Source organism: Adlercreutzia sp. (assembly GCF_056795635.1).
On the sequence record NZ_JBQIIT010000007.1, the window covers coordinates 59,401 to 85,440 of the forward strand.

Annotated in this window: 21 protein-coding genes; 9 read left to right on the top strand and 12 right to left on the bottom strand. The window is 67.9% G+C overall.

Going from position 1 to position 26,040, the window contains the following annotated elements; all coding sequences use genetic code 11:
• Positions 1 to 217 precede the first annotated feature (217 nt).
• The 8 genes from ACTOXK_RS06165 to ACTOXK_RS06200 form a co-directional block, all read right to left on the bottom strand.
• A complete protein-coding gene (locus ACTOXK_RS06165) occupies positions 218 to 1,603 on the bottom strand; it encodes a dicarboxylate/amino acid:cation symporter (RefSeq protein WP_482276801.1) in 1,386 nt (461 codons plus the stop codon).
• 12 nt (positions 1,604 to 1,615) lie between these two features.
• On the bottom strand, positions 1,616 to 2,470 hold the full coding sequence (locus tag ACTOXK_RS06170) for an SDR family oxidoreductase (RefSeq protein ID WP_482279875.1): 855 nt from the start codon (positions 2,468 to 2,470) through the stop codon (positions 1,616 to 1,618).
• A gap of 103 nt (positions 2,471 to 2,573) precedes the next feature.
• Complete coding sequence (locus tag ACTOXK_RS06175; RefSeq protein WP_482276803.1) at positions 2,574 to 5,171, bottom strand: acetyl-CoA carboxylase carboxyltransferase subunit alpha; 2,598 nt, start codon at positions 5,169 to 5,171, stop codon at positions 2,574 to 2,576.
• A 34-nt stretch (positions 5,172 to 5,205) separates the two neighbouring features.
• The gene (fabZ, locus tag ACTOXK_RS06180) at positions 5,206 to 5,658 is read right to left on the bottom strand and encodes a 3-hydroxyacyl-ACP dehydratase FabZ (RefSeq protein ID WP_482276804.1); all 453 of its coding nucleotides are present in this window, start codon (positions 5,656 to 5,658) and stop codon (positions 5,206 to 5,208) included.
• A gap of 15 nt (positions 5,659 to 5,673) precedes the next feature.
• Entirely contained in the window at positions 5,674 to 7,014 is a 1,341-nt protein-coding gene (gene fabF / locus ACTOXK_RS06185) for a beta-ketoacyl-ACP synthase II (protein ID WP_482276805.1), read from the bottom strand.
• Entirely contained in the window at positions 7,011 to 7,769 is a 759-nt protein-coding gene (gene fabG, locus ACTOXK_RS06190; protein WP_482276806.1) for a 3-oxoacyl-[acyl-carrier-protein] reductase, read from the bottom strand. Before fabG ends, fabF begins: the two co-directional genes overlap by 4 nt.
• A 6-nt stretch (positions 7,770 to 7,775) precedes the next feature.
• Positions 7,776 to 8,744: an ACP S-malonyltransferase gene (locus tag ACTOXK_RS06195; protein WP_482276807.1), complete on the bottom strand. Its 969-nt coding sequence runs from the start codon at positions 8,742 to 8,744 to the stop codon at positions 7,776 to 7,778.
• A 9-nt stretch (positions 8,745 to 8,753) separates the two neighbouring features.
• Positions 8,754 to 9,719: a nitronate monooxygenase gene (locus ACTOXK_RS06200; RefSeq protein WP_482276808.1), complete on the bottom strand. Its 966-nt coding sequence runs from the start codon at positions 9,717 to 9,719 to the stop codon at positions 8,754 to 8,756.
• Positions 9,720 to 9,918: 199 nt separating this feature from the next.
• Here ACTOXK_RS06200 and ACTOXK_RS06205 point away from each other — a divergent pair, with 199 nt between their 5' ends.
• The gene (locus ACTOXK_RS06205; RefSeq protein ID WP_482276809.1) at positions 9,919 to 10,971 is read left to right on the top strand and encodes a 3-oxoacyl-ACP synthase III family protein; all 1,053 of its coding nucleotides are present in this window, start codon (positions 9,919 to 9,921) and stop codon (positions 10,969 to 10,971) included.
• Between the two features lie 157 nt (positions 10,972 to 11,128).
• On the opposite strand, the gene ACTOXK_RS06210 is transcribed toward ACTOXK_RS06205, so the two are convergent.
• Both ACTOXK_RS06210 and ACTOXK_RS06215 read right to left on the bottom strand, forming a co-directional pair.
• Positions 11,129 to 12,364, bottom strand: coding sequence for a CapA family protein (locus ACTOXK_RS06210; protein ID WP_482276810.1), 1,236 nt, complete (start codon positions 12,362 to 12,364; stop codon positions 11,129 to 11,131).
• 12 nt (positions 12,365 to 12,376) lie between these two features.
• A complete protein-coding gene (locus ACTOXK_RS06215; RefSeq protein WP_482276811.1) occupies positions 12,377 to 13,270 on the bottom strand; it encodes a hypothetical protein in 894 nt (297 codons plus the stop codon).
• Between the two features lie 503 nt (positions 13,271 to 13,773).
• Between ACTOXK_RS06215 and ACTOXK_RS06220 the strand changes: the two genes are divergently transcribed.
• Positions 13,774 to 14,589, top strand: a complete 816-nt coding sequence (locus tag ACTOXK_RS06220) for a sortase domain-containing protein (protein WP_482276812.1) — start codon at positions 13,774 to 13,776, stop codon at positions 14,587 to 14,589.
• A gap of 117 nt (positions 14,590 to 14,706) precedes the next feature.
• Complete coding sequence (locus ACTOXK_RS06225; RefSeq protein WP_482276813.1) at positions 14,707 to 15,642, top strand: Ppx/GppA phosphatase family protein; 936 nt, start codon at positions 14,707 to 14,709, stop codon at positions 15,640 to 15,642.
• On the opposite strand, the gene ACTOXK_RS06230 is transcribed toward ACTOXK_RS06225, so the two are convergent.
• Entirely contained in the window at positions 15,639 to 16,307 is a 669-nt protein-coding gene (locus tag ACTOXK_RS06230; protein ID WP_482276814.1) for a dioxygenase, read from the bottom strand. The genes ACTOXK_RS06225 and ACTOXK_RS06230 overlap by 4 nt on opposite strands.
• 223 nt (positions 16,308 to 16,530) lie before the next feature.
• Between ACTOXK_RS06230 and thrH the strand changes: the two genes are divergently transcribed.
• The 4 genes from thrH to ACTOXK_RS06250 all read left to right on the top strand — a co-directional run bounded on the left by thrH (position 16,531) and on the right by ACTOXK_RS06250 (position 20,376).
• On the top strand, positions 16,531 to 17,130 hold the full coding sequence (thrH, locus tag ACTOXK_RS06235; RefSeq protein ID WP_482276815.1) for a bifunctional phosphoserine phosphatase/homoserine phosphotransferase ThrH: 600 nt from the start codon (positions 16,531 to 16,533) through the stop codon (positions 17,128 to 17,130).
• Positions 17,131 to 19,182, top strand: a complete 2,052-nt coding sequence (locus ACTOXK_RS06240; RefSeq protein ID WP_482276816.1) for an elongator complex protein 3 — start codon at positions 17,131 to 17,133, stop codon at positions 19,180 to 19,182.
• A complete protein-coding gene (locus ACTOXK_RS06245; RefSeq protein ID WP_482276817.1) occupies positions 19,179 to 19,961 on the top strand; it encodes a class I SAM-dependent methyltransferase in 783 nt (260 codons plus the stop codon). Before ACTOXK_RS06240 ends, ACTOXK_RS06245 begins: the two co-directional genes overlap by 4 nt.
• Before the next feature lie 61 nt (positions 19,962 to 20,022).
• Positions 20,023 to 20,376, top strand: a complete 354-nt coding sequence (locus tag ACTOXK_RS06250) for a nitrous oxide-stimulated promoter family protein (protein ID WP_482276818.1) — start codon at positions 20,023 to 20,025, stop codon at positions 20,374 to 20,376.
• Between the two features lie 28 nt (positions 20,377 to 20,404).
• Here the strand turns inward: ACTOXK_RS06250 and ACTOXK_RS06255 are convergent, their stop codons facing one another.
• Positions 20,405 to 21,148 carry a LytR/AlgR family response regulator transcription factor gene (locus tag ACTOXK_RS06255; protein WP_482276819.1) on the bottom strand — a complete coding sequence of 248 codons (744 nt, stop codon included), beginning with the start codon at positions 21,146 to 21,148 and terminating at the stop codon, positions 20,405 to 20,407.
• A 377-nt stretch (positions 21,149 to 21,525) separates the two neighbouring features.
• On the opposite strand from ACTOXK_RS06255, the gene ACTOXK_RS06260 reads away from it, so the two are divergent.
• Complete coding sequence (locus ACTOXK_RS06260) at positions 21,526 to 23,292, top strand: ICP22 family protein (protein WP_482276820.1); 1,767 nt, start codon at positions 21,526 to 21,528, stop codon at positions 23,290 to 23,292.
• 589 nt (positions 23,293 to 23,881) lie between these two features.
• Entirely contained in the window at positions 23,882 to 25,954 is a 2,073-nt protein-coding gene (locus ACTOXK_RS06265; protein ID WP_482276821.1) for a hypothetical protein, read from the top strand.
• The last annotated feature ends 86 nt before the right edge of the window (positions 25,955 to 26,040 follow it).

The window sequence follows — 26,040 nt, forward strand, 5'->3', positions numbered from 1 at the left end:
GACTTCACACCCCGTTTGCGAGCGCCAGATCGGGCAAAGCCCTCCCCAAGCTCGATGTTTTCCCTGGTAGCTTCGATCCCATAGCTCGAGATGCCATGCCCGGAAACGGTCGATGTCTTCTTCGCGGAGTTTGTTGCGCAAAAACAGGTTTTTGAGAAGCCCGATCAGACCATCCCAGGCCATTCCGAACACCCATGCCCTGCGACACTGCCCCGCGTTATTGGTGCACCACCACGCGCACCTCGTCCACCTCGCGGCCGGCATCGGGGTCGCGAAACACCGCCATGTCCACGCGCCCGGCCTGCTTGGCTACAATGGAGGTGACCACCGCGTCCCCCGTGATGTTCACGGCCGTGCGGCACATGTCCAGAATGCGGTCGATGCCCATGATGAGCGCGATGCCCTCCAAGGGCAGCCCCACGGCGTTGAACACCATGGACAGCGTGATGAGTCCCACCGAGGGCACCCCGGCCGTGCCGATGGAGGCCAAGGTGGCCGTGGCGATGACCGTGGCGTACTCCGCCGGCCCCAGGGGCACGCCGAACAGCTGGGCCGTGAACACCACGGCCACCCCCTGCATGATGGCGGTGCCGTCCATGTTGATGGTGGCGCCGAGCGGGATGGTGAACGACGAGATGCGCCGGTCCACCCCCATCTTCTTCTCCAGGGTCTCGATATTCAGCGGGATGGTGGCGTTCGACGTGGCCGTGGAGAAGCCGAAGGCGGCCACGGAGAAGAACTTCCGCAGGAACATGAGCGGGCTCATGCGGGCGAACACCCACAAGAGCACCATGTAGGTCACGCCGAGCTGCAATGCCAGGGCCGCGAGCACGCCGCCCATGTACTTCACCATGGGCAGGAAAGCCTCGAAGCCCACGTTGGCGAAGGTGCGGGCGAGCAGGCAGAACACCCCCAGGGGCGCCGCTTTCATGACGAGCGAGGTCATCTCCATCATAATGTCGTTGAACTGCACGAAGAAGCTATGCACCGTTTCCACCCGCCGCCCGAGCCGGGCCAGCACAATACCCACGAACAGGGCGAAGAAGATGAGCGGCAGCATGTCGCCGTTGGCCAGCGCCGCCACGGGGTTCTTCGGGATGATGTTGAGCAGGGTGTCCATGGTGTTCGTCGCGGCCGCCTCGTCGAGGGGCGCGGCATCCCCGTCGCCGGGCACCGCAGCCAGCGACGACATATCCACCCCCTCGCCGGGGTTGATGAGGTTGCCCACGCCGAGGGCCAGCGAGATGGCAATGGCCGTGGTGAGCAGGTACAGGAGCAGTGTCTTCAGGCCCACCGATCCCAAGGTCTTCGTGTCGATGGCCGCCGCCCCGCAGACGATGGAACAGAACACGAGCGGCACCACGAGCATCTGCATGAGCCGGATGAACCCCTGGCCCACCAGATAGAAGACGCCGCCCACAAGCACGTCGTCGCGCACAGGGCCGGCCGGCACCAGGTAGTGGAAGACCACACCGACCAAAAGTCCCAGTCCCAGCGCGACGAGGATGCGGCCCGTCAAGCTCAGGCGGCTCAGGCGGAGACACGGGCGGCCGCCGGAACCCTCGGGCCCTTCGGTCGGCTGCAGATGGTTGCGGAACTCCATGGCCGGGCGCCTCTAGGCCAAAAGGTCGTGGGCGGCCAGGTAATCGCGCAGGTCGTCCTGCCAGGGAGGCATCGTGTAGATGCCAGTCATGGTGAGCATGAGGTTCACGAGGTTGATGGTGCGGGCCTCGGCGGGATCGTTCACGGGCCGCAGGCACCCATCGGGCAGGCCGGCCAGGCGCAGCACCTCCCGGGCGAAGTCCAGGCGGCTTACCACCCCCTCGTCGGCGGCATGGAACAAGCCGTACTCCTCGCTCTCGATGAGGGCCACGATGCAGGCGGCCAGGGTGGTGACCGAGGTGGGCGACGAGAGCTGGTTCTCGGCCACGGGGAAGGGGGTGTCCGTGCGGGCGGCCATGAGCAGGTCGGCCAGCCAGTAGCCGGGCTCGGCCCCGTACACCCAGTTCGAGCGCACGATGACGTGCTTGGGGTTCAGCTCGCGCACGAAGTTCTCGCCGGCGATCTTCGACTTCGCGTAGGCGTTGTCCCGGGGCAGCACCGCGTCGAACTCGTTGTAGCTGCCGCGGTCGGTGCCCGAGAACACATCGTCGGTGGACAGCTGCACGATGGAGGCCCCCACCGACCAGGCCGCGGCGGCCAGGTTGCGGGCGCCCATGGCGTTCACGCGGTAGGCCTCCACCGGATGGGCCTCGCAGGTGGCCTCGTCGGCCATGGCGGCGCAGTTGATGACGATGTTGGGCCGGTTGATGGACACGTACTGGAGCACCGCCTCGTGGTCGGTCACGTCCAGTTCGGTATCGGTGGTGATGATGACGTAGTCGCCGTGGTCGAGCAGGCGCTCCACGGCCTGACCGATGCGCCCGGTGGCGCCGGCGATCCAGATGACCTTCCGCGGTCCCATATGCATAGCTGCTCCCATCGACGAGGTTCCACGAAGGCCAGCATAAACGAACGGACCGCCCCTGCCGGGCGGCCCGTCCAAGCGTTTCGCGAAGGTTATCTCAACGGCCCTAGAACCGGGCGAAGCGCTCCTGGCGCTGGGCGACGAGCTCCTCGGGCGAGAGGCCGGTCAGCTCCTTGTAGGCCTCCTTCACGTACTCCCGCACGGCCTCCACGGCGGCCTCGGGGTTCTCGTGGGCCGGGCCCTCCCCCTCCGAGATCACCGCGTCGATGATGCCGCCGGCGAGCACCGCCTCGGCGTTCATCTGCATAACCTGGGCGGCCTCGGGCGCTCGGGTGCGGTCCTTCCACAGGATGGAGGCGAAGCCCTCCGGCGAGAGCACCGAGTACACGGCGTGCTCCTGCATGGCCACGCGGTTGCCCACGGCCAGGGCGAGCGCCCCGCCGGAGCCGCCCTCGCCAAGCAGCACGCTGACCACGGGCACGGTGAGGCCGGCCATGAAGACGAGGTTGTCGGCGATGGCGTTGCCCTGGCCGCGCTCCTCGGCCTCGGTGCCGCAGAAGGCGCCCTGGGTGTCCACCAGGCACAGGATGGGCCGGCCGAACTTCTGGGCCTGGGCCATGAGGCGCAGCGACTTGCGGTAGCCCTCGGGCTGGGGGCAGCCGAAGTTGCGGGCCACGCGGTCGGCCAGGGTCGCGCCCTTCTCCTGGGCGATCACCGTGACCGGATGCCCGGAGATCCAGCCGATGCCGGCCATGATGGCCCCGTCGTCGGCGAAGGCGCGGTCGCCGTGCAGCTCGATGAAGCCCTCCACGATGCCGTCGATGTAGCGCTTGGCCGTGGGCCGGTGCACGTTGCGGGCGATCTGCACGCTCTCCCAGGCGCTGCCGGCGGCAGCATCGGCGCTCACGTTGGCGCGCCGGGCCTCGCGGCGGGCGTAGCGGTCCAGCTCGCGGCGGTCGGCCTCCGCGGCGCTCTCCTCCTCGCCCCGGCCGATGAGGCTGCCCACCACGGGTACCTTCCGCAGAAAGCCGGCCGCGGCCTCCTCGGCGCGGATGCGCTCGCCCACGATGCGGGCCTCGGGAGCCACCGACACGGTACCGTAGGCGCCAGCGCCCACCTCCAGGGCGTCCATCACGCTGTGGTAGGTGACGATGCGCGACGGATCGGTCGGCGCGTGCAGGGCCAGGATCTGGGCCAGGACGCTGCGCATCCGGCCGCGCTCCACGATGGCGTCGATGAGGCCGTGCTCAAGGGCGAACTCGGCGGTCTGGAAGCCCTCGGGCAGCTCCTGCTTGATGGTGTCGCGGATGACCCGCTGGCCGGCGAACCCGATGAGGGCCCGTGGCTCGGCCAGAATGATGTCGCCCTGCATGGCGAAGGACGCGGTCACGCCGCCGGTGGTGGGATCGGTGAGCACGGTGATGAAGGGCAGCGCGGCCCGGCCCAGGCGCTCCACGGCGCAGGACACCTTCGCCATCTGCATGAGAGAGGTGAGCCCCTCCTGCATGCGCGCGCCGCCGGAGGCGCAGAACACCACCACGGGCAGTTTCTCCTCGATGGAGCGGTCGATGAGGGCCGCCACCTTCTCGCCCACCACATGCCCCATGGAGCCCATGAAGAAACCGGACTCCATGACGCCGATGGCCACGGGCAGGCCGGCGATGGTCGCCCGGCCCGTGCGCACGGCCTCTTCCAGACCGCTCTTCTCGCGCTGGTCGGCGATCTTCTCGGGGTAGCCGGGGAAGTCGAGCGGGTTGGAATCGGCCATCTGGGCGTTCCACTCCTCGAAGGAGCCCGCATCCACGGTCAGGGCCAGGCGCTCGTCGGAGCGGATGCGCTGCAGGGTGCCGCAGGCGGGGCAGGTGAAACCCTCGGAGATGATCTCCTCCTTGTCGAAGAAGAGCTTGCAGGCGTGGCAGCGACGCCAGTGGGTGGGGCCTTCGTCATCGTCGGCGGCCGCGGGCGCGGCGCTCTCCCAGGGAGCGGCCGTGGGCGCGGCCAGGCCGTCAGCGGCGGGCAGCAGCTCCACCCAGCCCATGAGCTGGGTGCCCTCGGCAGCCGGGGCGAACACGCGCAGGCCGCGCTTGCGGGCATGGCGCAGGAAGTACTCGTCAACGGCCAGGGGAGCCGTGGGGCTGTCGATGAAGATGAGGGACGCGCCGCACTCCTTGGCCGCCGACAGCACGGTGTAGATGTTGCCGGACAACTGCTCGGCGCTCACGGCGGCCGAGGTGCTGCCCAGGTTGTAGGTGGGCAGCTGGCGGCGAGCGAAGCCGTCCAGGGAGCGGTTGTCCACCGTGGCGAACACCACGTCCAGGCCGGCCTGCTCCATGGGGCCCACGAAGGCCCGGGCGTTCTTGGCCGAGGCCACCACGAGGGCCCGCGGGTGCCCGTCGGCCCCCTCGGTCGCGGTCACGGCGAAGTCGTCGCCGATGGTGGAGCGCACGTCGCAGCCCACGGTGAGCGTGGCCTCCTCGGGATCCATCCGCTCGGCCTTGGGCGCCGGCGCGATGAGGGCGGCGGCGTTCTCGGGCAGGGCGCTCGCCGCATCCACGATGGCGTCCAAGGCGTAGGCCACGGCCGCCTTCAGGGACGGGTTCTCGGGCGCTTCGGCTCCGGCCGGCTCCTCGATGCCGACGGTCTCATCGGCGAACAGGCGCCCGTCGCTGTCGAAGCTGATGTACTTGGATGCCGTTTTAGCCATGATTCGATCCCTCTAGCTCTCGGTTCGACGCGCCCTAGGCGAGCACGTACTTCTGGGTTGCCGTGGCGCACACCTCGCCGGCCACGGAGGCCTCCACCTCGGCCACCACCAAGCGGCGCGAGGACTTCACGATGCGCCCCGTCAGGGTGACGGTCTCGCCCGGGGCCACCTGGCGGCGGAACTTTGCGCCGTCGATGCCGGCGAGAAAGCCGATGTGGCCGCGCAGCTCGGGCGCCTGCAGCATGGCGATGGAGGCAGCTTGGGCCAGGGCCTCCATGATGATGACCCCCGGTAGCACCGGGTGATCGGGGAAGTGCCCGCGGAAGATGTCCAGGTCGACCGGCACGTCCAGCTCGGCGGTGATGGACGCGCCGGGCTCGATGGCCACCACGCGGCTCACCCACACGAACGGGTCGCGGTGGGGCAGGATGCTCTCGATGACGTCGCGCCCCCAGGGCAGCGGCGCCAGCGTCGTCTCGTCGGCCATGATCGCTTCTTTCTCTCAGCGGGACACCCTTACCGGGTAATGTCCCATGTTCCTCACAAGGGGGACGCCCTTATAGGGCGAGAAGGCCAGGGCGGCGTTGTGGCCGCCGAAGCCCAGGGAGGTGGACAGGGCAACCTTCTGCGGGTAGTCGGTCACAGCCTCGGTCACCACGGCCACGGGGCAGTCCTCGGCGGGCTCGGCGAAACCGGCCGTGGGGGGCACGGCATCGCGGGCCACGGACAGGGCGCACACGATGGCCTCCACGGCGCCGGCGGCGCCGAGCATGTGGCCCGTGGTGCCCTTGATGGAGGTGACGGGCACCGAAGAGGCAGCCTCGACGCTGCCCATGAGGTTGGCGAGCGCCTTGGACTCGCCGGCGTCGTTGGCCGGGGTGCCGGTGCCGTGGGCGTTCAGATGGCCCAGGTCGGCCGGGGTGAAGCCCCCCTCGGCGAGGGCTGCGGCCATGGCGGCCGTGATGGCCGCGGCCTCCGGGTCGGGGGCGGTCATGTGGTAGGCGTCGCCGGTGGAGCCGAAGCCGGTGATCTCGGCGATAGGCTCAGCGCCGCGGGCCAGGGCGTGCTCCAGCGATTCGATGACCAGGGCGCCGGCCCCCTCGCCGGCCACAAATCCGCCGCGGCGGGCGTCAAAGGGCAGAGAGGCCTGCTGGGGGTCTTCGGCGCGAGTGAGGGCCGACAGGTTCGTGAACCCGGCGATGCAGATGGGGCTCACGGACTCCTCGGTGCCCCCCACCAGGGCCGCGTCCACATAGCCATGGCGGATGTCGCGCAGGGCCGTGCCGATGCAGTGGGCACCGGTGGCACACGCGGTCACCACGTTCAGGCACTCGCCGCGCATGCCGTAGCGAATGGCCAGGTTGCCGGCGGCGATATTCCCGATCATCGTGGGAATGAACAGGGGGTTCACCCGCTTGGGGCCCTTCTCCTGCAGGGTGGCGAAGCTCTTCTCCAGCTCGTCGATGCCGCCGATGCCGGTGCCGAACACCACGGCGATGCGGTCGCGGTTCGCCTCGGTCACCTCAAGGCCGGATTGGGCCAGGGCCTCGTCGGCGGCCACGATGGCATACTGCACGAAGCGCTCGAAGCGGCGGGCCTCCTTCTTCGTGAGGCCGTGCTCGGTGCCGTCGAAGTCGCGCACCTCGGCGCCGATGTGCACCTCGTAGTCGGTCGTGTCGAAGCGCTCGATGGGCCCGATGCAGCAGCCGCGCTCCATCAGCGTGTTCCACAGCGCGTCCACGCCCACGCCGGCCGGAGTGACGGCGCCCACACCGGTGATGACGACGCGATGGCTGCCGTCGGGACGGCGGGTCTGCACGCTCTCGCTCATATTCTCGCTCATAGGGACATACCTCCGTCCACGCAGATAACCTGACCGGTGATGTAGGACGCCTCGTCCGAGGCGAGGAAGCGCACCAGGTGCGCGATGTCGGCGGGCTCGCCCAGACGTCCGCTGCCGATGCGATCCACGATGGCAGCCTTCTGGGCCTCGGAGAGCGCGTCGGTCATGTCGGTGGCGATGAAGCCGGGGGCCACGGCGTTGGCCGTGATGTTGCGGCGGGCCAGCTCCTTTGCCAGCGACTTCGTCATGCCGATGACACCGGCCTTGGAGGCGGCGTAGTTCACCTGGCCGGCGTTGCCGTAGACGCCCACCACGCTGGACATGTTGATGATGCGGCCCCAGCGCTGCTTCATCATCACCTTGGCGGCGGCGCGGCAGCAATGGAAGCTGCCCTTCAAATTGATGTCGATGACGGCGTCGAAGTCCTCGTCGCTCATGCGGGCGGCCAGGCCGTCCCGGGTGATGCCAGCGTTGTTCACGAGCACGTCCACGCGGCCGAAGGCATCAGTGGCGGCAGCGATGAGGGCGTTGGCCTCCTCTTCCACGGCCACGTTGGCGGCCACGGCCACCGCTTCCACGGCGAAGTCGGCGGCAATCTCGGCGGCCAGCTCCTGGGCGGCGGGCAGGCTCTTCTCCGAAGAGCTGTTCACCACCACGTTCATGCCGGCGCGAGCCAGCTCGCGGGCGATCTCGCGCCCGATGCCCCGGGTAGACCCGGTGACCACCGCGACGCGGCGATCCTGCGTATCAGTCATAGTCTCCTACTTTCCGTTTTCCGCCACGAAGGCGTCGAAACTCGCGCGGTCCTGGATGGCCGCGCGCGGCATGGTGCGGTCGATGCGCTTCACGAGATTCGCGAGCACCCCGCCATAGCCCACCTCGGCGAACGAGGCAGCACCGGCGGCCGCGAGCTTCTGCACGCTGGCCTCGAACTGCACGGGGCTCACGAGATGGGCCACCAGCTCCTCGCGCACGGTAGCGGCCTGAAGGGGCGCGCCGTGCACGTTGCCGATGACGGGCACGGCCGACGCGCGGAAGTCCACGCCGGCCAGGTAGTCAGCGAAGGCCTCGGCGGCCGGGGCCATGAGCGGGCTGTGGAAGCCGCCGGACGTGGCCAGGCGCGAGAAGCGGCCCTTGGAAGCGGCCCAGGCCTCCTCGGCGCGGTTCACGGCCGCCGGCGTGCCGGCCATGACGATCTGGCCGCCGCCGTTCAGGTTGGCGGGCACCAGTACCTCGCCCTCGGCGCAGGCCGCGCACAGCTCCTGGGCCTCGGCCAGGGTGATCTTCAAAAAGGCGCTCATGACGCCGGGGTTCTCGTCGGCCGCTTCGCCCATCAGACGGCTGCGCTCGGCGATGAGGGCGAAGGCCGCCTCCTCGTCCAGCATGTCACCCAGCACGAGGGCGGAAATCTGGCCGAGGGAGAAGCCGAGCAGCGCGTCGGGCACCACGCCACGGGCCATGAGGGCCCAGCCCGTGCCGATGGACAGGGCGCTGATGGCGATCTGCGCGTTGCGGGTGTCGTTCAGCTCCTCGGGCGCGGCATCGCGCACGAGGGCCGCCACATCGCGGCCGAGCACATCGGAGGCGCAGGCGAAGGTGGCCGCCACCTCGGGAATATCCAGCAGGTCGGCACCCATGCCGGGCTTCTGGGAGCCCTGGCCCGAGGCCATGAACACAAGTCCCGTGGGGCCGAGCGGTGCCAAAGGCGTCTCGTCGAGCAGTGAAGTCATGGCGCCCCCTTAGGCCCGCTCGCGACGGCCGTTCATGGCCGCCAGCTCGTCCATGGTGCGGCCGGCCAGGGCCTCGGCCTCGCGCACCATCTCCTGAATGACCTCGGCCGCGGTACCGCGCTCGGTCACAAGCGCCGCCACCTGGCCGGCCATCACCGAGCCGTTCTCCACATCGCCGGCCACCGCCCGGGCGAGCGAGCCGGCGTACATGCCCTCCAGCTCCTCGCCGGACTGGGCCGCCAGCTCCAGCTTGCGGCACTCGCGGGCGAACTTGTTCTTCAGGCCGCGCACGGGATGCCCCGTGCCGCGCCCGGTGACGATGGTGTCGGAGTCCTTGGCCTTCAGCACCTTCTCCTTCCAGGCCTCGTGCACGCTGCACTCCTCCACGGTGAGGAAGCGGGTGCCGCACTGCACGCCCTCGGCGCCCAGGGCGAAGGCGGCCAGCATGCCGCGGCCGTCGGCGATGCCGCCGGCGCCGATGACGGGGATGGACACCGCCTGGCACACGGCGGGGATGAGGGCCATGGTGGTCAGCTCGCCGATGTGGCCGCCGGCCTCGGTGCCCTCGGCCACGATGGCGTCGGCGCCCAGGCGCTCCATGCGGGCGGCCAGGGCGGCCGATGCCACGACGGGCACCACCTTCACGCCGGCTTCCTTCCACATACTCATATAGTTGGCGGGACTGCCGGCGCCGGTGGTGACCACTTCCACCCCCAGCTTGCACACGAGCTCGGCCACCTCGGCGGCGCGGGGATCCATCAGCATGACGTTGATGCCGATGGGCTTGTCGGTGATGGCCCGGGCGCGGGCCACCTGCTCCTCGATCCACTCCAGCCGCGCTCCGCCGCAGGCGATGATGCCCAATCCCCCGGCGGCGCTCACGGCGCCGGCCAAACCGCCGTCGGCGATGCGGGCCATGGCCCCCTGCACGACGGGGTACTCGATCCCCAACAACTCAGTGATTCGGGTCTTCATGGGACGCGCTCATCCTTTCTCTCGCTCCGGTGCTCACGCTCGTCTCTGATAAACTATCTGAGAAATCTTAAGGAATTTGGCCAAAAAACTGACTGCGCGTCTAAAATCTTCATCAAACATCTTATCGATGAGTGAAACACTGAGAGACGCACCGTCTATCATAGCGCAGGTCACTGCGCCTTCAGGGAAAGGAATGGCCTTGGGCAGCGTAATTATCGGTTCGGGAATGGCATTGCCGGCGCAGGTGGTCACCAACGACGAGCTCGGTCAGATCGTCGACACCACCGACGAGTGGATCGTGCCCCGCACGGGCATCCACACCCGTCACATCGCCGAGCACGAGACGGCCACCGACCTGGGCGCCGCGGCTGCCCTGCGCGCCCTGGGCGTTCAGGAGGGCGGCTGGCTGCGCGAGGGGGCCATCGACCCCGCCACCATCGACATGGTCATCTGCCCCACCCTCACCCCCGAGGCCCACTTCCCCTCCGAGGCCGCCCTCATCCGCGAGCGCATCGGTGCCGTGAACGCCGTGTGCTTCGACATGTCCTGCGCCTGCTCCGGCTGCGTGTACGGCACCTCCACCGCCGACATGCTGCTGGCCGCCTCCGCCGCCGACCGCGCCAGCGCCGAAGCCGCTGGCCGCACCCCTCGCCGCAACGTGCTGCGCCGCATCCTCGTCGTGGCCACCGAGCGTCTGAGCCGCCTGGTGGACTGGACCGACCGCTCCACCTGCATCCTGTTCGGCGACGGCGCCGGCGCTGTGGTCATGGAATGGCGTGAGGACGAGGAGGGCATGCTGGCCAGCTACATGGAGAACACCGACGACACCGACCACGTGCTCTGGTGCGACAGCGCCTTCTGCGCCCGCGCGACCCCCTTCTCCCCGGCCCGCGAGGACTGCGACCCCTACATGCGCATGGCCGGCCAGGCAGTGTTCAAGTTCGCCACCTCCGCCATGGTGCGCTCCATCGAGACGGCTCTCGAGCGAGCCGGCGTCACCGCCGCCGACATCGCCCTGTTCGCACCGCACCAGGCCAACGAGCGCATTATCCGCTATGCCGCGAAGAAGATGGGCCAGCCCGTGGAGCGCTTCCAGATGTCCATCGGGCACACGGGCAACGTGTCGGGCGCCAGCGCACTCATCGCCCTGAACGAGGCCCTCACGGAAGGGAAGCTGCAGCGCGGTGACCTGGCCTGCATGGCCGGCTTCGGCGGCGGCCTCACCGCCGGCGCCTGCGTCTTCCGGATCTAGGGGAGCCCCCGGCAACGCAGCCATCGCAAGCCCCTCCCCACCGCTGCAACGCACGGGCCCGCTCTGAGAGCGGGCCCGTTTTTCGTGGTCGGTCTGCCACCAGCAGCCCGACCCCCCCTCGATGTAGTGCCGGCGATTCGCGGAACCGGACGATCCCCTAGGCGTTCTCGCCGTCGCCCTCGCTGCCACCTTCGCCGTCACCGGCAGCATCTCCGCCGGCGGTATCGCCGCCGGTGCCGTCCAGTTCGGCGGCGGCTGCGGCTATCTTGTCGGTGGATTCCTGGATCTTCCCGTCGATGCGGGCCTTCTCGTCGCCCTCGGCGATAGTGGGCTGGTAGGTGTTGCGGTCGCTCTCGGAAGACACCGAGCAGGCGATGAAGTCCACGTCGTCGTTCTTCGCCACCTCGTTGCCGGTCACGGTGAAGGTCTGCTGGAAGAGCATGCAGTCCTTGTCCTCGGGATTGCTGTTGCCGCCGAAGCAGAAGTTGCCGAGACTATAGACGATGTAGCGGCCCTGGTACACTTCCCAGCCCTGGATGACGTGGGGGTGCGAGCCCACCACGAGGTCGGCGCCGGCGTCGATGGCCGCCCGGCCCATGTTCATCTGGTCGGTGGAGGGGTCGTAGTCGCGCTCGATGCCCCAGTGGACGTACACGAGCACGAGCTGGGCCCCCTCGGAGCGGGCCTTGGCGATGTTGTCGGTCATGGCCTTCTGGTTCTCATCGCTGTCCTCGGGGAAGTACGCCCCGATCAGGGCCACCTTCACGCCCTTCACATCCATATAGGCGATGCGGTCGTAGCCGAAGGTCTTCACGTTGTCGCCCTCGAGGGCCTCGATGGTGTCGTTGTAGCTGTCCTCGCCGTAGTCCTTGGAGTGGTTGTTGGCCATAGTGGCCGCCTCCACGCTGGAAGAGCTTAAGATCTTGGAGTACTCCGGCTTGCCGCGGAAGGCGAACTCCTTGTCGGCCCGCTCGCCGCCCTCGGTCAGCACGCCCTCCATGTTCACCACGGTCAGGTCGTCGGCGCCGAACAGCTCGGCCACGTTCTGCAGGAAGTAGGCGGGGTCCTGTACCTCGGCGTACTTGGAATTGAAGCTGCGGGAGCCGTCGAAGTTCACGTCGGAGCCGAGGGTGCAGTCGCCGGCGAAGGTGACGGTCAGCGTCACCGGCTCGGGGGCGGCTTCGTCGCCACCGGCCTCGGGAGCAGTAGCTTCGGGCGCGGCGCTGTCGGCCGGCGCAGGGGCCGGCTGGACAGTTTCCTCGGGGGCGGGGGCGGCCCCCTCGCCCGCACGGGCCTCGGTCACCAGGGTAAAGCCGATGAAGGCCAGCTCGATGGCGATGATGGCCAGGATGACGATCTTGAGCGGGGTCGGGCACGTGGGCTTCGCGTACATGGGCTGCCTTTTCTAGAACACCACCAGATAGATGATAACGGCCAGTAGTATAACAATGACGGGAATGGTCACTTTCAGGAAGGTGGGAAGGGCGGCCAACGGCCCCGAGGCGGGGGCGCTGTAGTTCGCCCGGCCGCTCATGACCCCGGAAAATCCCACGTCGCTGGCTCGGGAGCCCCGGGGGCGCAGGGGCGCCGGCATGGCGTGGGCCCCGGCCGGGTCCACGGCGCCGTCGAAGCCCTGGCCCGCCCGGCTGCGCCAGGTGGTGCGGGCCTCCACGGTGTCCACCATGGGATCGTGGCGGTCGCGCTCGTCGCGGGAGTAGGCGGAGATCTGGTGGCTCTCGTTGAAGGTGCGGGAATCGATGCTGCCGCGCCCGTCGATGACCTCGCGGTTGAGGGCGCGGCCCCGGCGGGTCTCGGACAGGGCGTCGCGGGAGGCGCGGGCCCGCTCGTAGCTCTCCATGGAAGAGCGGGTCATGTCGTAGCTCTCCTGGGAGGACAGCGGGGGCACCACCCGGGTGCGGCGGGGCGCCGGAGCCGCGGCCGGGGCCGCCGGGGCCGCGCCGCCGCGCTGGGCCCGGCGGGCGGCACGATCGGCCTCGCGCTGGGCGCGATAGGCCTCCTGCTCGCGCTGCTGGGCTGCCAGGGCCTCCTGGCGCGCCAGGCGGTCGGCGTTGCGCTGAGCGGCGCTGGCCGCCGTGGACTGGGCCGCCTGCTGGGAGCGCAGCCGCGCGTTGCGGGCGCGCATCTCGTCTTGGGAGGCGTAGGATTGCAGAATGCTCTCGCGGGAGGGACGGGTGGTTATCTTGCCGCGGGAGCCCGTGGCGGGGCGCGGAGCGGGATCCGCGGGGGGATAATCAGGGGTGCCCGACTGAGCGGCGCGATCGTCTTCGTAGGTTCCCATGGAGATCAACCTCTTGTTCGTCTGTCGTGCGTTTCAAGCTCGTTTGTGGCTGCGCCGACCGCCTCGCGGCGGGCGCGGTTGCTTCCGTTGGAATTCTCAAGCCGATACAGTATAGGGGAACTCGCCGGCGATCTGCGGGAAAACGCCCGCTCTTCGCTAATTTTCTACGGCCGGATGGCCGCTCTCGGCCGCCGTGGGCACCTCAGGCCCTCCTCCTTCATTCCTCCGCAATCCGGGCCGCTTCTGTTTGCACCGTGTCAACAACGGCAACGGTCGGACAACGGAGCCGCCACGGAACGATGGCAATGTGCCGCGAATATGAACCGAGCCGAACAGGCTTCCAACAAATGCCCGATCAGAGCCTATTTCTTACCTTCCCACCCTATGATAGTCCCCGACAGACGGCCCCGGCGCTCCCCTCGCCGCAGCGCCTCCGTACTCCCGCCCGACCGACCCCGCGGAGCCGTCGCTCAGTCGGGGCCCCTCGTGAAAGGAAGCAGGTTATGAAGGCACCGAAGGTTCTGGCGGCATCGCTCACATCCGTGGCGGCCCTGTGCCTGGCCGGCGGCCTCGCCTTCGCCCTGGAGCCCGTCGATCCCGCGACGCGCCCCATGCCCGAGAAGGCCCAGGACACCTCCATCACCAAGCAGGTAGCCTCCATCATCATCTACGAAGACCAGGAAGAGGCCGTGGCCATTGCTACGGAATTCGAAGCCATCCACGACCAGCTGGCCCTCCAGGCCGTGGCCGAACGGGCCCAGCTGGCCCGCGACCACAACCGCACCGATGAAACGGCCACCGCCGACGATTCGGCCGCCGAGGACGCCGCAGCGGCCGAGACCGCCCCGGAAGTGACCGAGGAGGAGGCCGTCGATGTGGAACCCGTGGACGTCGAGCATCCCCTCGAGACCATCTCGCCGGAGGACGTGGCCGAGCCCGATGCCATGGCGGCCGCTACCATCAATGTGAACGGCGACGTCATGGGCTACATTCCCTCCTACGAGACCGCCTCGGCCCCCTCCTCGGGCGCCGGGCTGTGGATGGGCTCCGACAGCACCACCGACGGCAGCTGGGGCTACTTCATCGGTCATAACCCCGGCTCCTTCACCTGCGTCATGACCCTGAAGAACGGCGACCCCGTGACCGTCTGCGACAGCGACGGCAACGCCCGCACCTACTATGTCGTGGACGAGTTCATCGTGCCCGACGACACCTACTGGGAGGACATCCAGTCCCACGTGACCGACTACGGGGAGTCCATCATCCTGCAAACCTGCTGCGGCGACAACGCGCACTACCGGGTGGTCATCGCCAACTGACGCGACCTCCCCTTCCCCCAAGGGCCGTCCGACTCACCCCCACAGCGCGGACGGCCCTTGTTTGCGCCCTCCCACGGTACAATGGGGGCGAACGCACCCCCTCGCGAAAGGAGCCCCATGGCCCGACTTGGCGTCATCGACCTCGGATCGAATTCCGTGCGACTGGTCATCTACGAGGCCCGCAAGGACGCGGCCGCCCCCAAGCCCTTCCGCATCCTCGCCGACGAGAAGAAGATGGCAGGGCTGTCGGCCTACGTCGTCGACGGGCAGTTCAGCGCCGCCGGCATCGAGCGGGCCGCGGCCATTCTCAGCGACCACCTGAAGATCGCCCGCAACCTCTCCTGCGACCGGGTGGACATCTTCGCCACCGCCGTGCTGCGCAACTGCGCGAACTCCGCCTTCGCCGTGGCCGCCATTGAGGAGGCCATCGAGCACCCCATCTTCCTCCTGTCGGGGGAAGAGGAGGCCGACCTCGGCCTGGCCGGGGCCCGCATCGGCCAGGATCTGGGCCGGGGCACCCTCGTGGACATCGGCGGCGGCTCCACCGAGCTGACGGCCTTGAACGAGCACGGGCGGCGCCCCCACCACGGGGCCAGTACGAGCCTGCCCCAGGGCAGCGTGTCCTCCTATGCGCAGTTCGTGGCCGTTATCCTGCCCGAGGCCGCGGAATGCCGGGCCATCGCCGAGGGGTTGCTCTCCCATCTGGATCGCCTGAGCGAGCAGAGCCGCCAGCAGCTGCGCGGCGAGCGCTTCTACGGCATCGGCGGCTCGGTGCGGGCCGTCGTGAAGATGCAGGCCCAGGCCTTAGGGTTACCCGCGAAACCACCGCTCATTAAGCGGGCCGCGCTGGAAGCCCTGTTCGACCTGATGGAAAGCGATCGCGCCGCCTTCGCCCACGGGGCCGTGAAGGCCTGCCCCGACCGCGTGCACACCCTCGTGCCGGGCATGGTCATCCTGCGCACCCTCATGGAGGCCCTCGGGGCCGGCGAGGTGGCCGTGTGCAAGTACGGCATCCGCGAGGGCTACCTCGTGAAGCGCATGCTGAAGGACTAGGAGGCGCCCTGCTCGGCCACGAGGCGACGGGCCTTCTCCATGACAGCCCGCTCGAGCGCGCGGATATCCGGCGGCGTCCAGCTGATGGCGTCGGCGCCGGCGGCGATGGTGGCCGTCACCGAGGCCTCGGTGGGACCGCCCGTGGCGATGATGGGCAGCTCGGGGTAGCGGCCGCGCAGGGCCCTCACCACATCGGTCGTGGCGGCGCCGGCGGCCACGTTCACCATGTTCGCCCCCGCCGCGATCTGGCGGGCGGCCACGGCGTCGTCGGCGCAGACGGTCACCACCACCGGCACGTTCAGCCGCTCGGTGAGGGCGCTCACGGTTTCCACGGGAATGGAGGTGTTCACCACCACGGCGGCCACGCCCTGCATCTCGGAGTGCAGCGCCACCTCCACGCAGCGCTCGCCATGGGTGATGGAGCCGCCCACGCCGTTGAGCACCGGGCGCTGGGAGGCGGCCACGAGGGCCTGGGTGATGGCCGGCTGGCAGGTGAAGGGGTACACGGCCAGCACCGCATCGGCGTTGCAGTGGCAGATGACGGCCAGATCGGTGGAGAAGACGAGCGAGCGGATGCGGCGCCCCTGGAGGAAGATGCCCGGGGCCTCGCGGATAACCGCGGGCACGGCCAAATCGGCGGCGAATATGGGGGTCGGCTCGTGCATGGGTCTCTCCCGTCGTCTCTTCAGGGCCGTCAAGCAAACTTGTTAAGTGTAACAGGGGAAGTCGGCCTGGTGCCCCGCGGCTCGGCCCGGTGGCCCGATCCGTTGCCGAGCCGTCGCGCCCGCAACCTTCTGCGGAGAATTCCCCGCTCCCAACGGTGACCGGAGCGCTTATCGGATACCCTTCCCCTAGAGTCCGTTCCCCTCAACCGTTAGGAGCTGCGCCATGAACGTTGTATGCCTGGACCTGGAAGGCGTGCTGGTGCCGGAGATTTGGATCGCCTTCGCCGAGGAGGCGGGCATCCCCGAGCTGCGCCGCACCACCCGCGACGAGCCGGATTACGACAAGCTCATGGCCTGGCGCCTCGGCATCCTGGCCGAGCACGGCCTGGGTCTGGCCGACGTGCAGGCCACCATCGCGAAGATCGAGCCCATGGAGGGCGCCCGGGCCTTCCTCGACGAGCTGCGCTCCCTCACCCAGGTCATCATCATCTCCGACACCTTCGAGCAGTTCGCCCGGCCCCTCATGGAGAAGCTGGGATGGCCCACCCTGTTCTGCAACGAGCTGATCGTGGCCGAGGACGGCACCATCACCGACTTCGCCATGCGCTGCCCCGAGAGCAAGCTCACCACGGTGCGGGCGCTCCACTCCTGCGGCATCGAGACCATCGCCGCCGGCGACTCCCACAACGACCTGGGCATGATCTTGCATTCCAAGGCCGGCTTCCTGTTCCGCTCCACCGATGCCATCAAGACGGAGCACCCCGAGCTGCCGGCCCTGGAAACCTACGACGAGCTGCTGGCCGCCATCAAGGCCGCCCTGTAGGTGGAAGAGGCCCTGCTGGAAATAATCGCTGCGCTGAAGGCGGGCGAGGACGTTGACGGCGCCTGGTTGGACAAGCTCGTGCGCCGGCACAACCGCGCGGCCCACGACAGCACGCGCCAGGTGGCGAAGCGGCGCCTGCTGCCGTTCTACCTGCGCGTGAAGGCCGAGGAGCCGGAGCGCTGGGCGATGTGGAACGTGAGCGCCGCGGAGGATGCGGCCTTGGTGCGGCTGCTCCAGGCCAAGCCGCGGCGCACCGCCTCGGGCGTGGCAACGATTACCGTGCTCACGAAGCCCTGGCCCTGCTCGGGGGCGTGCGTCTTCTGCCCCAGCGACATCCGCATGCCCAAGAGCTACCTGGCCGACGAGCCCGCCTGCCAGCGGGCCGAGCGCTGCTGGTTCGACCCCTTCCTCCAGGTAGAGGCGCGGCTGCGGGCGCTCACGGCCATGGGGCACGTCACCGACAAGGTGGAGCTCATCGTGCTCGGGGGCACCTGGAGCGACTACCCCGAGGCCTACCAGCGCTGGTTCATCGGCGAGCTGTTCCGCGCCCTGAACCTGCCCGATAACGAACGGGCAGCCGAGGCCGCGGCGCGCCGGGCCCGCTACGAGGCCCAGGGCCGCCCACGCGAGCGCGACGAGCTGGCGGCCCTGACCGCCCCGCTACAGGCGCGCATCGACAACGGCGAGCTCACCTACAACGAGGCCTGGAAGCTGCTGTGGGGCACCGACCCGGCCTGCGGCTCTGTCGACGCCCGCAGGGGCGGGGCCATGCCCCCTCCGCCAGCCGCAGCCCCGCGCCCGTGCGGGGACGACGGGCCCACCGCGGGGAACGCCCCCGCGCCGGAGCCGCAGGACCTCTCCTGGGAGGATCTCGCGACCCTGCACCGCGCCAACGAGGAGGCGGCCAAGCGCGTCGTGGGGCTCGTGGTGGAGACGCGGCCCGACCTGGTCACGGCCGCCAGCTGCCGCACCCTGCGGGCCCTGGGCTGCACCAAGGTGCAGATCGGCATCCAGAGCCTGAGCGACGAGGTGCTCGCGGTCAACGGCCGCGCCCTCACCGCCAAGCGTATCGCTTGCGCCATGGCCCTGCTGCGCCTGTTCGGCTTCAAGAGCCACGTGCACTTCATGGTGAACCTGCTCGGCGCCACGCCCGCGGCCGACGTCGCCGACTACCGCCGTCTCGTCACCGACCCGGCCTTCCTTCCCGACGAGGTGAAGCTGTACCCCTGCTGCCTCGTGGCCAGCGCCGCGCTCACCGACCGCTTCCGCGACGGTGCCTGGCACCCCTATACGGAAGAGGAACTCGTGGGGGTGCTCGCGGCCGACGTGCTGGCCACGCCCCCCTTCACGCGCATCTCCCGCATGATCCGCGACATATCGGCCACCGACATCCTCGTGGGCAACAAGAAGACGAACCTGCGCCAGGTGGTGGAAGCGGCCGTGGCGGAGGCGGGCGAGCCGGCGCGGGAGATTCGCAGCCGGGAGATCTCCGTGGAGGGGGCCGATACCGAGACGCTTTCCCTGGAGACCATTACCTACGCCACCACCGTGAGCGAGGAGCGCTTCCTCCAGTGGACCACCCCCACGGGCAAGATCGCCGGCTTCCTGCGCCTATCGCTGCCCCGGGAAGAGGCCTTGGGGCTGATAGCCGCCGACGGCCATGGGCGATCAGCTGCCTTCCCCGCCCCGGGCGAGTCCGTGGGCGCCGTGGCCGCGGATGACCGCGATCGCCCGAACAGCTTCCCCGCCCCGGACGAGGCCCCACTACCAGCGACCACGAACCGCCCCGGGCAGGCGGGCAGCTTCCCCGTCCGGGGCGAGGCCATGATTCGCGAGGTGCACGTGTACGGGAAGGTGGCCGCCCTGCACCGCACCGGCGAGGGGACCCAGCATCTGGGCCTCGGGCGGACCCTCGTGGAAGAGGCCTGCCGCCAGGCAGCGGCTGCGGGCTTCACGGCCGTGAACGTCATCAGCGCCGTGGGCACCCGCGCCTACTACCGCCGCCTCGGCTTCACCGACGCCGGCCTCTACCAAAGGCGCGATCTCCCATGAGCTACGACAGCGATACCCTCCGGCGCCTGAGCGCCCTCACGACCGACTTCTATGCCCGTAAGGCCGCCTCGTTCTCGGCTACGCGCCAGGCTCCCTGGGACGGTTGGGACCGGGCGCTGGCCGCCGTGGCCGAGGCCGACCCCGCCCTGCTCGCGGGGCCCTTGCGCCTGCTCGATGTGGGGTGCGGCAACCTGCGCTTCGAGCGGTTCCTCGCCGAGCGCTCAACAGGCCCGCTGTCCGTCATCGCCCTGGACAACTGCGACCCCCTCGTCTCAACAGCTTCCCCGGCCCCTGCAACCGCCGAGATCGACTTCCGCTCCCTCGACATTGCAACCGCCCTCATCGACGGCGATCTGGAGCGCCACCTTCCCCAGAATTCCTGCGCCATGGCCGTGGCCTTCGGGTTCATGCACCACCTGGCCGCGCCGGCCCAGCGCCGCGCCCTGTTGGACGGCCTCGCGGGAGCCGTGCGCCCCGGTGGCTTCGTCCTGGTGTCGTTCTGGCAGTTCCTGCGCGACGAGCGCATCGCCGCCAAGGCCGCAGCCGCCACCGACCATGGAAGAGCGGCCCTCGGCCTGCCCGCCTTCGCCCCGGGCGACTACCTGCTCGGCTGGCAGCATGCCGAGGACGTCTACCGTTTCTGCCACCACGCGACCGACGAGGAAATCGACGGCCTGATCGCCAATCTCTCGCTGCCCTGCCGCGAGATCGCCCGCTTCTCGGCCGACGGCAAGAGCGGCGACCTCAACTGCTACGTTGTGCTGCGGCGCCTCCTGTGAACTTTCCGCAAACGGCGCCTCGCCGCGATCGCGGCCCGCGTCATCTGCTAAGGTAGCGCCCATGACACGCACCCCCGACACCCCAGCCGTCGCCCGCCGTCGCGAGCGCGAGCAGCGCACCATCTCCCAGATGGTGGCGGTCTACTGCGCCGGAAACCACGATCGCGCGAACCGCACCGAGACGAGCCACAGCGGCGAGCCCATCTGCCCCGATTGCAAAACCATCGACGAGTACTGCGTGCGCCGCACCGAACGGTGCCGTTCCATGGCCCACAAGACCAGCTGCGAGGCATGCGGCAACCACTGCTACGCCCCCGCCGAGCGCGAGCGCATCCGCGCCGTCATGCGCTACGCCGGCCCCCGGATGATGCTCCACCACCCCGTGGCTGCCATCCGTCATCTCCTGGGGAAATAGCCGCCGAGCACCGCCCGGGCCGCAGGCCCTAAGCCAGCCCCCGCAGATGCCGATGGAAGGCCTCACGCGTGGCCGTGCTCCGCTGACGGCTGACTGGCAGGCGCTCGCCCGTGGAGAGGGCGATGGTCTTGCCGTCCACCCAATCGATGTAGTTCATATTCACGAGAAAGCTCATGTGGCTGCGCACGAAGCAGCCGGGCAGGCGCTCCTCGAATTCCGAGAGCTTGGCGTAGGTCTCCACCGTGCCGTCTACCATGTGCACCGACACCTTCCGACGGTTGCTCTCCAGGTAGATGATCTTCCCCACCGGCAGCCGGCGCACCACGCCGCCCGAGGTGACGGGCAGATAGCTGCTCGTGCGCGAGGCCAGCCGTTCCAGGGCCTTCCCGAGCGCCGCATGGAGCTGCTCGGATTTCACCGGCTTCAGAAGGAAATACACGTGGGAGGTCTCGTAGACCGGCGTGCAGTACTCCGGATAGCCCGTAACGTAGATCACCTGGGTGGCGCAACCCTCGGGAAAGAGAGAAGCCACCGCCTGAATGCCATCGGCGAAACGGCCGGGCGCCTCGCCGACGCGCACGTCCATGAGGCAGATATCCACCGGCCCATGCGTGGCCTGGTAGGCGATGAGGTCCTCGATGCTGGTGAAACTCTGCACCTCGAAGCCGTCGGCTACCGGGCATTGCGCGATGAGGTCCAGTAAAATATCGCACTGACGCGGATCGTCGTCCACAACGGCCAAGGTGTACACAGGTCGATCTTCCTCACTCATAGCTTCGTTCCAATTCAACGGCGACCGCGTGCATCCAGCGCGACGACGCCATGTTCCACATTATCGCAAAAGCGCGCGGGGCGCTCGGGCCCATGTCACAATCAGTCGCATCGGGGTAACAAAATGCAGGGACCCCTCCGCAAACGGGCTGGGAACGCCCCCCCCCCCGAGCCCGTTTCGCGCCTTTCGCCTCGTCGCCGCTGCAAGTTATGGCGACAGCGACGCCAAAAGTTTCAAGGCGGTTGAGCCGACCGCGCCGCAGCCGTACCTTAAGGCCGTATGCGCGGACCGCCTCCCGGCCGCGCGAGAGAGAACCGGAGGCCGGCGCATCGCACCCTGGCGGTGCGTCAACGATCAAATGGAGAAAGGAAGGTTCCATGTTGCGAGGAAAACTCATGTGCGCCGGCTGCGCCGTGGCCTTGGTCGTGGGTCTCGTGCCCGTGGCCGCTTGGGCCACGGCCGAGGAGGGCGACGGCCCGAGCGAGGTGGCGGCCCTGCAAACCGCGACGAACGACAAGGTCGAAGAGATCACGGCGACCGGCAGCGTCGACGCGACCCCGACCGACGACGCGACGGCTGAGGGCAACCCCGTCATAGCCGAAGGCGACGATGCGGGCAACGGCGCTCCGACGGATCCCGACGGAGCCGATGGAGACGAGACCCCGAACGAGGGTACTGGAAAGGCCGACGGCGCCGGCACCGAGGGGCCCGATGGCGATGGCGCCGAGGATGGCGCAGACGACCAGGCCGACCCCATGGACCCCGCCAACATCGCCGATAAGAACACCACCCCCGACACCGAGAACGATGCCGATGAGGGCGGGGAGGATTCCGACGAAGCCATCGATACCGAGGACGAGACCGATGGGATCACCTACGACGACGTGGAAGTGATCAGCGCTGGAACCTACACCTTCTGGACGGGCGAAGGCCGAGGAGTGGTGGGAGACAGCCTCTTCGATCTCAACGATGCCGGCTGGGACTTCTTCAATGACGAACCCTTCGCGGACTACGTGGTCAGCGTCACCTCGAGCAACCCCGCCGTTCTCGCCATTACCCAGGAGAACAACCCCTCCGACCCCTTTGCCTTGTATTACGCCGAGGCACTCAAGCCCGGAACCGCGACCGTGACCTTCACCCTGAAGGACAAGGCCCCGGTCAGCTGCACGGTCACGGTGAAATCCTACGACGAGGCCCCGTACCAGAACCTCAAATTCTCGAAGAAGACCCTCACCCTGACCGTCGGCACGAGCAACTGGATCGGCGAGTTTCTGCAGGAGCTCGTATCTGAATCTGCCCTGGCTTCCGTGAACTGGTCTGCCGGCATAACCTCCTCCGACGAGAATATCCTGAGTGTCCAGGCCAACGATCGAACGACGGTCGCGGCTCTGCGCCCCGGCATCGCCACCCTGAGCCTGTACTTCTACAATCCGGAGAAGGAGGAATGGACGTTCACCGACACCATGAAGGTGACCGTCACCTCCCCCTCGGCCATCGCCGGCACGACGCCCTCCTCCGATATTGCGGGCAACATCATTTCCTCCAACGGAGATCTCGACGTCCTGGTGCAGGACGAGGGCGTGCGCCTCGACGTGAAGGTCAAGAAGGATAGCGAGCTGACAGCGGCGCAGCAGCGGGGGCTCATCCTGGTGAAGGACGTCACGGAGGCCGATCGCGCCATTCCCATCGACCTGAGCCTGATCGATCAAGAGGGCAACCTCATCCACGGCGGCGAAGAGGGCTACGTCTTCCCCTACGCCGTGCGCCTGAAGCTGGAAGGTACGCTTGCCGAGCTGGATCCGGCCACCATCCAGGTGTTCTATCTGAGCGACGAGGGTCGTCCCGAGAACATCACCAGTTGGGTTGAAGGGGGCTACCTGTACATCGTCGCCGATCACTTCTCCCAGTATGTGGTGACCGGTGATCTCAAGGCCGGCACGGGTGCCACCACCGCGCCGACCCAGCAGGTCGGCAACAAGGACGCCAGCGGCTCTGCGAAGCAGACCGTGACCGCCCGGGCCACCAGCGTGCTGCCCCAGGCCGGCGACGATGCCATCGGGATCATCCCCGCCGTGGCCCTGAGCGCCGCTGCGGCCGGCGCCGCCCTCTACCTCACCCGCCGCCGCATGACCGCGGAACAGTAGCCCTTCGGCAGACATCCTTCCGCCAGAGCCGGCCCAACCTCCCATGGGCCGGCTCTTTTTCTTACGAGAGACGGTTTTGCCATCGATCGGGAGGGGCCCAAGCCCTAAACAAGTAAAGCACCGACGATGGTGTAGGTGGACACCATGCCAGTGCTTTGCTGCTTGATAGGGTATATGCTTGACTATTTTATGTCAATCACTTCCCGCTTCTTGTTCACAAAAAGAAGCCTGCGTATCTGCCTAATAATGGCAGCCTGCTTGCGCAGCTCATGTTCGACTTTGGAGTCGGGTGCTCCAAGTGGCACCTCCCTCATAGATGCTCACAAGAAATCGAGTGGCGAAAACGAGAGAAGAGCAGCGACGGAAACCCTGTGAGCTATGGAGCGCCGAGACCAGGCCGCTAAAGGTGGTCCCGCAGCGAGTTTTTACCGGAGAGATACCAGAAGTTCCAAGGTCATTGAATCCTGCCAGGCGCTTCCGTACCTTGATGTGATTGCGCGGGGCGGCGCCCTTCCGGCCGCTCCGCGCAAGAGAGGAAGACCGCCGCGCGGCCCCTGGGGAAACCGCGCCGACAACCGAAGGAGAGCGAATGAGACGACCAACCCTGAGGGGCCGGGCCCTGCGTATCGCCTGCGCCGCCGCCCTCGCCGCTGGCATCGTGCCCGCAGCCGCCTGGGCCGGCGACCCCAACCCCACCGCCGACCCCCTCGAGTTCACCGAAGAGGTGAAGGAGGGAAATGCCGCAGAGTCCGTCCCCGAACCGAACGCGGCCGAAAACGAGGCGACGTCCCCTGATGCCGATGACGGCAGCAGCACCATCACCAACGCGACCGACGCCCATGCGAAGAACGCGAGCGAAAGGGAAGCCCGCGCCACCGGCGAATCAACCGACAAAGAAGCAACGGTAACCCCGCAAAACCCCGCTGCCCCGTCGACGGAAGAGACGGCAGGGGCCGCGCCGAGCGCAGAGGCAACCGCCCCCACCTATGAGCTTACCCTGGACGCCTCCACCGTCGATGTCATCCTCTACCGATGCCCGGTTTGCAGCTCGGCAGCCAACGCCGATAGATACCACCCCAGCGCATCTTCCGGAGACGTTCGTTATCGAATTACCAGCTCTGATGGCTCCCGCTTGGGAGAATACGAATTCACATGCCAGATCGCCGGTATCACGGACTACCTGGGGTACGAGGGCCATGGACATGAGGGAGCGCTGAATCTATCCGTCTCCACTCCGGGCGAAAGCGAAGCGACGATAGCCTTAATGGAGGCAGAAACCGGAAGCGTCCTCGCCACTGCTCCCATCACGATCAATGGCGTCGTCTCCCCCGAAAAACCAACCTTCACACCCGTAGCCAACCCTTTCACGGTGCTCGACAAAGATAGATACCTGGACATTTACGATATCTTCGAGGGAAACCCCTCTGCCAGAGCACTCCTCTTCGCATCCCATCATGAGAATAACGCAGGCGAGCTCATAGCCGATTTCTCCGTCAGCGACCCGACAATTATGTGTCCGGCTTCCCTAAACGGCTGGGGCGTGCGCGGGCTCAAACAGGGCACCGCCACCGTCACCATGACCCTCGCAACGGGAGAAATTTACACCAACACCGTCACGGTCAAGCAGTGGAGCGACCTTGATTATAGCCAGCTGAAATTCACAGAGAAAGAGCTTGTCCTCCAATCAGGCGAATCATTTGGGAACACCCACTTGTTCAGCTACGGCATTACTGGCCAAGAGGCCGCGGGGCACTCCTTCTACATCGCAACTTCCGACGATAGCGTTCTCCACTACCCCTTCCCCAAGGACGAGCCCATCACGGGCGACGGCGGCGGAGTTCGGCTGACAGCCTGCAAGCCTGGAACAGCAAAGCTCTACCTGTACTTCTACAACCCCGTCACCGAGGAGAGCATCCTAACCGACACCATGACGGTAACCGTGAAGGCCCCCGATACAACGGCCGGATCGACTCCCGATTCCGCATTCTCGGGAAACATCATCTCATCAGGGAATGCGGACGATATCGTAAAGCAAGAGAAGCTCTCCCTTTCCACGGACTTGAAGCCGCTTGACACACTCACGGCCGATCAGCGCGCAGGCCTGCTCGAAGTCGTGAACGCCGCCAAGGGCGAGAAGGCCATTGCCGTGGATATCAGCCTGGTTCGCCCCGATGGCACGGCCTTCGACGAATACGATGATCTGGATGGCTCTTTCACCTTCACCGTCCGCCTGAAGCTCGAGGGGGAGCTGGCCTCTCTCGATCCGAGCACCCTGCGCACCTACCGCATTCACGAGAATGGCGGCATGGAACCCATCACCTGCTGGGTGCACGAGGGCTACCTCTATATTTCCACGAACCATTTCTCGCCCTACGCCATCGTGGGCCAGGCGAAGAGCGCTGGCGGCAATGGGTCTCAGGGCGGAAACGGCTCGGGATCTAACGGTTCCCAGGGGGACAACATGACGAATGTCTCCGATAAGGGGGCTTCAAGCCCCACGGCCGACGCGGGCTCGAAGGGCTCTGCCGCTACGGCGACTTCGCGCACGCCCCTCGCCCAAACCGGAGACGCTCTGGCTCCTCTCGCGGCGATTCTCGCCCTTGGCGCCTCTGGGGCGGTCGCGGCGATCGCGCTCGCCCGGCGCCGCCTGAACCGCCGGTAATTCCCATCATCGTCGCTGCAGCGGCCCCGCCGGCCGCAGCGCCATCCCCATTCAGCTACATGAGGGCTGCCCTTTCCGAGAGCAGC

What these genes read in the sequence shown, in the direction of transcription:
- ACTOXK_RS06165 (WP_482276801.1), bottom strand. Translation starts at nt 1,603, where the DNA reads ATGGAGTTCCGCAACCATCTGCAGCCGACCGAAGGGCCCGAGGGTTCC.
- ACTOXK_RS06170 (WP_482279875.1), bottom strand. Translation starts at nt 2,470, where the DNA reads ATGCATATGGGACCGCGGAAGGTCATCTGGATCGCCGGCGCCACCGGG.
- ACTOXK_RS06175 (WP_482276803.1), bottom strand. Translation starts at nt 5,171, where the DNA reads ATGGCTAAAACGGCATCCAAGTACATCAGCTTCGACAGCGACGGGCGC.
- fabZ (WP_482276804.1), bottom strand. Translation starts at nt 5,658, where the DNA reads ATGGCCGACGAGACGACGCTGGCGCCGCTGCCCTGGGGGCGCGACGTC.
- fabF (WP_482276805.1), bottom strand. Translation starts at nt 7,014, where the DNA reads ATGAGCGAGAATATGAGCGAGAGCGTGCAGACCCGCCGTCCCGACGGC.
- fabG (WP_482276806.1), bottom strand. Translation starts at nt 7,769, where the DNA reads ATGACTGATACGCAGGATCGCCGCGTCGCGGTGGTCACCGGGTCTACC.
- ACTOXK_RS06195 (WP_482276807.1), bottom strand. Translation starts at nt 8,744, where the DNA reads ATGACTTCACTGCTCGACGAGACGCCTTTGGCACCGCTCGGCCCCACG.
- ACTOXK_RS06200 (WP_482276808.1), bottom strand. Translation starts at nt 9,719, where the DNA reads ATGAAGACCCGAATCACTGAGTTGTTGGGGATCGAGTACCCCGTCGTG.
- ACTOXK_RS06210 (WP_482276810.1), bottom strand. Translation starts at nt 12,364, where the DNA reads ATGTACGCGAAGCCCACGTGCCCGACCCCGCTCAAGATCGTCATCCTG.
- ACTOXK_RS06215 (WP_482276811.1), bottom strand. Translation starts at nt 13,270, where the DNA reads ATGGGAACCTACGAAGACGATCGCGCCGCTCAGTCGGGCACCCCTGAT.
- ACTOXK_RS06220 (WP_482276812.1), top strand. Translation starts at nt 13,774, where the DNA reads ATGAAGGCACCGAAGGTTCTGGCGGCATCGCTCACATCCGTGGCGGCC.
- ACTOXK_RS06225 (WP_482276813.1), top strand. Translation starts at nt 14,707, where the DNA reads ATGGCCCGACTTGGCGTCATCGACCTCGGATCGAATTCCGTGCGACTG.
- ACTOXK_RS06230 (WP_482276814.1), bottom strand. Translation starts at nt 16,307, where the DNA reads ATGCACGAGCCGACCCCCATATTCGCCGCCGATTTGGCCGTGCCCGCG.
- thrH (WP_482276815.1), top strand. Translation starts at nt 16,531, where the DNA reads ATGAACGTTGTATGCCTGGACCTGGAAGGCGTGCTGGTGCCGGAGATT.
- ACTOXK_RS06245 (WP_482276817.1), top strand. Translation starts at nt 19,179, where the DNA reads ATGAGCTACGACAGCGATACCCTCCGGCGCCTGAGCGCCCTCACGACC.
- ACTOXK_RS06250 (WP_482276818.1), top strand. Translation starts at nt 20,023, where the DNA reads ATGACACGCACCCCCGACACCCCAGCCGTCGCCCGCCGTCGCGAGCGC.
- ACTOXK_RS06255 (WP_482276819.1), bottom strand. Translation starts at nt 21,148, where the DNA reads ATGAGTGAGGAAGATCGACCTGTGTACACCTTGGCCGTTGTGGACGAC.
- ACTOXK_RS06260 (WP_482276820.1), top strand. Translation starts at nt 21,526, where the DNA reads ATGTTGCGAGGAAAACTCATGTGCGCCGGCTGCGCCGTGGCCTTGGTC.
- ACTOXK_RS06265 (WP_482276821.1), top strand. Translation starts at nt 23,882, where the DNA reads ATGAGACGACCAACCCTGAGGGGCCGGGCCCTGCGTATCGCCTGCGCC.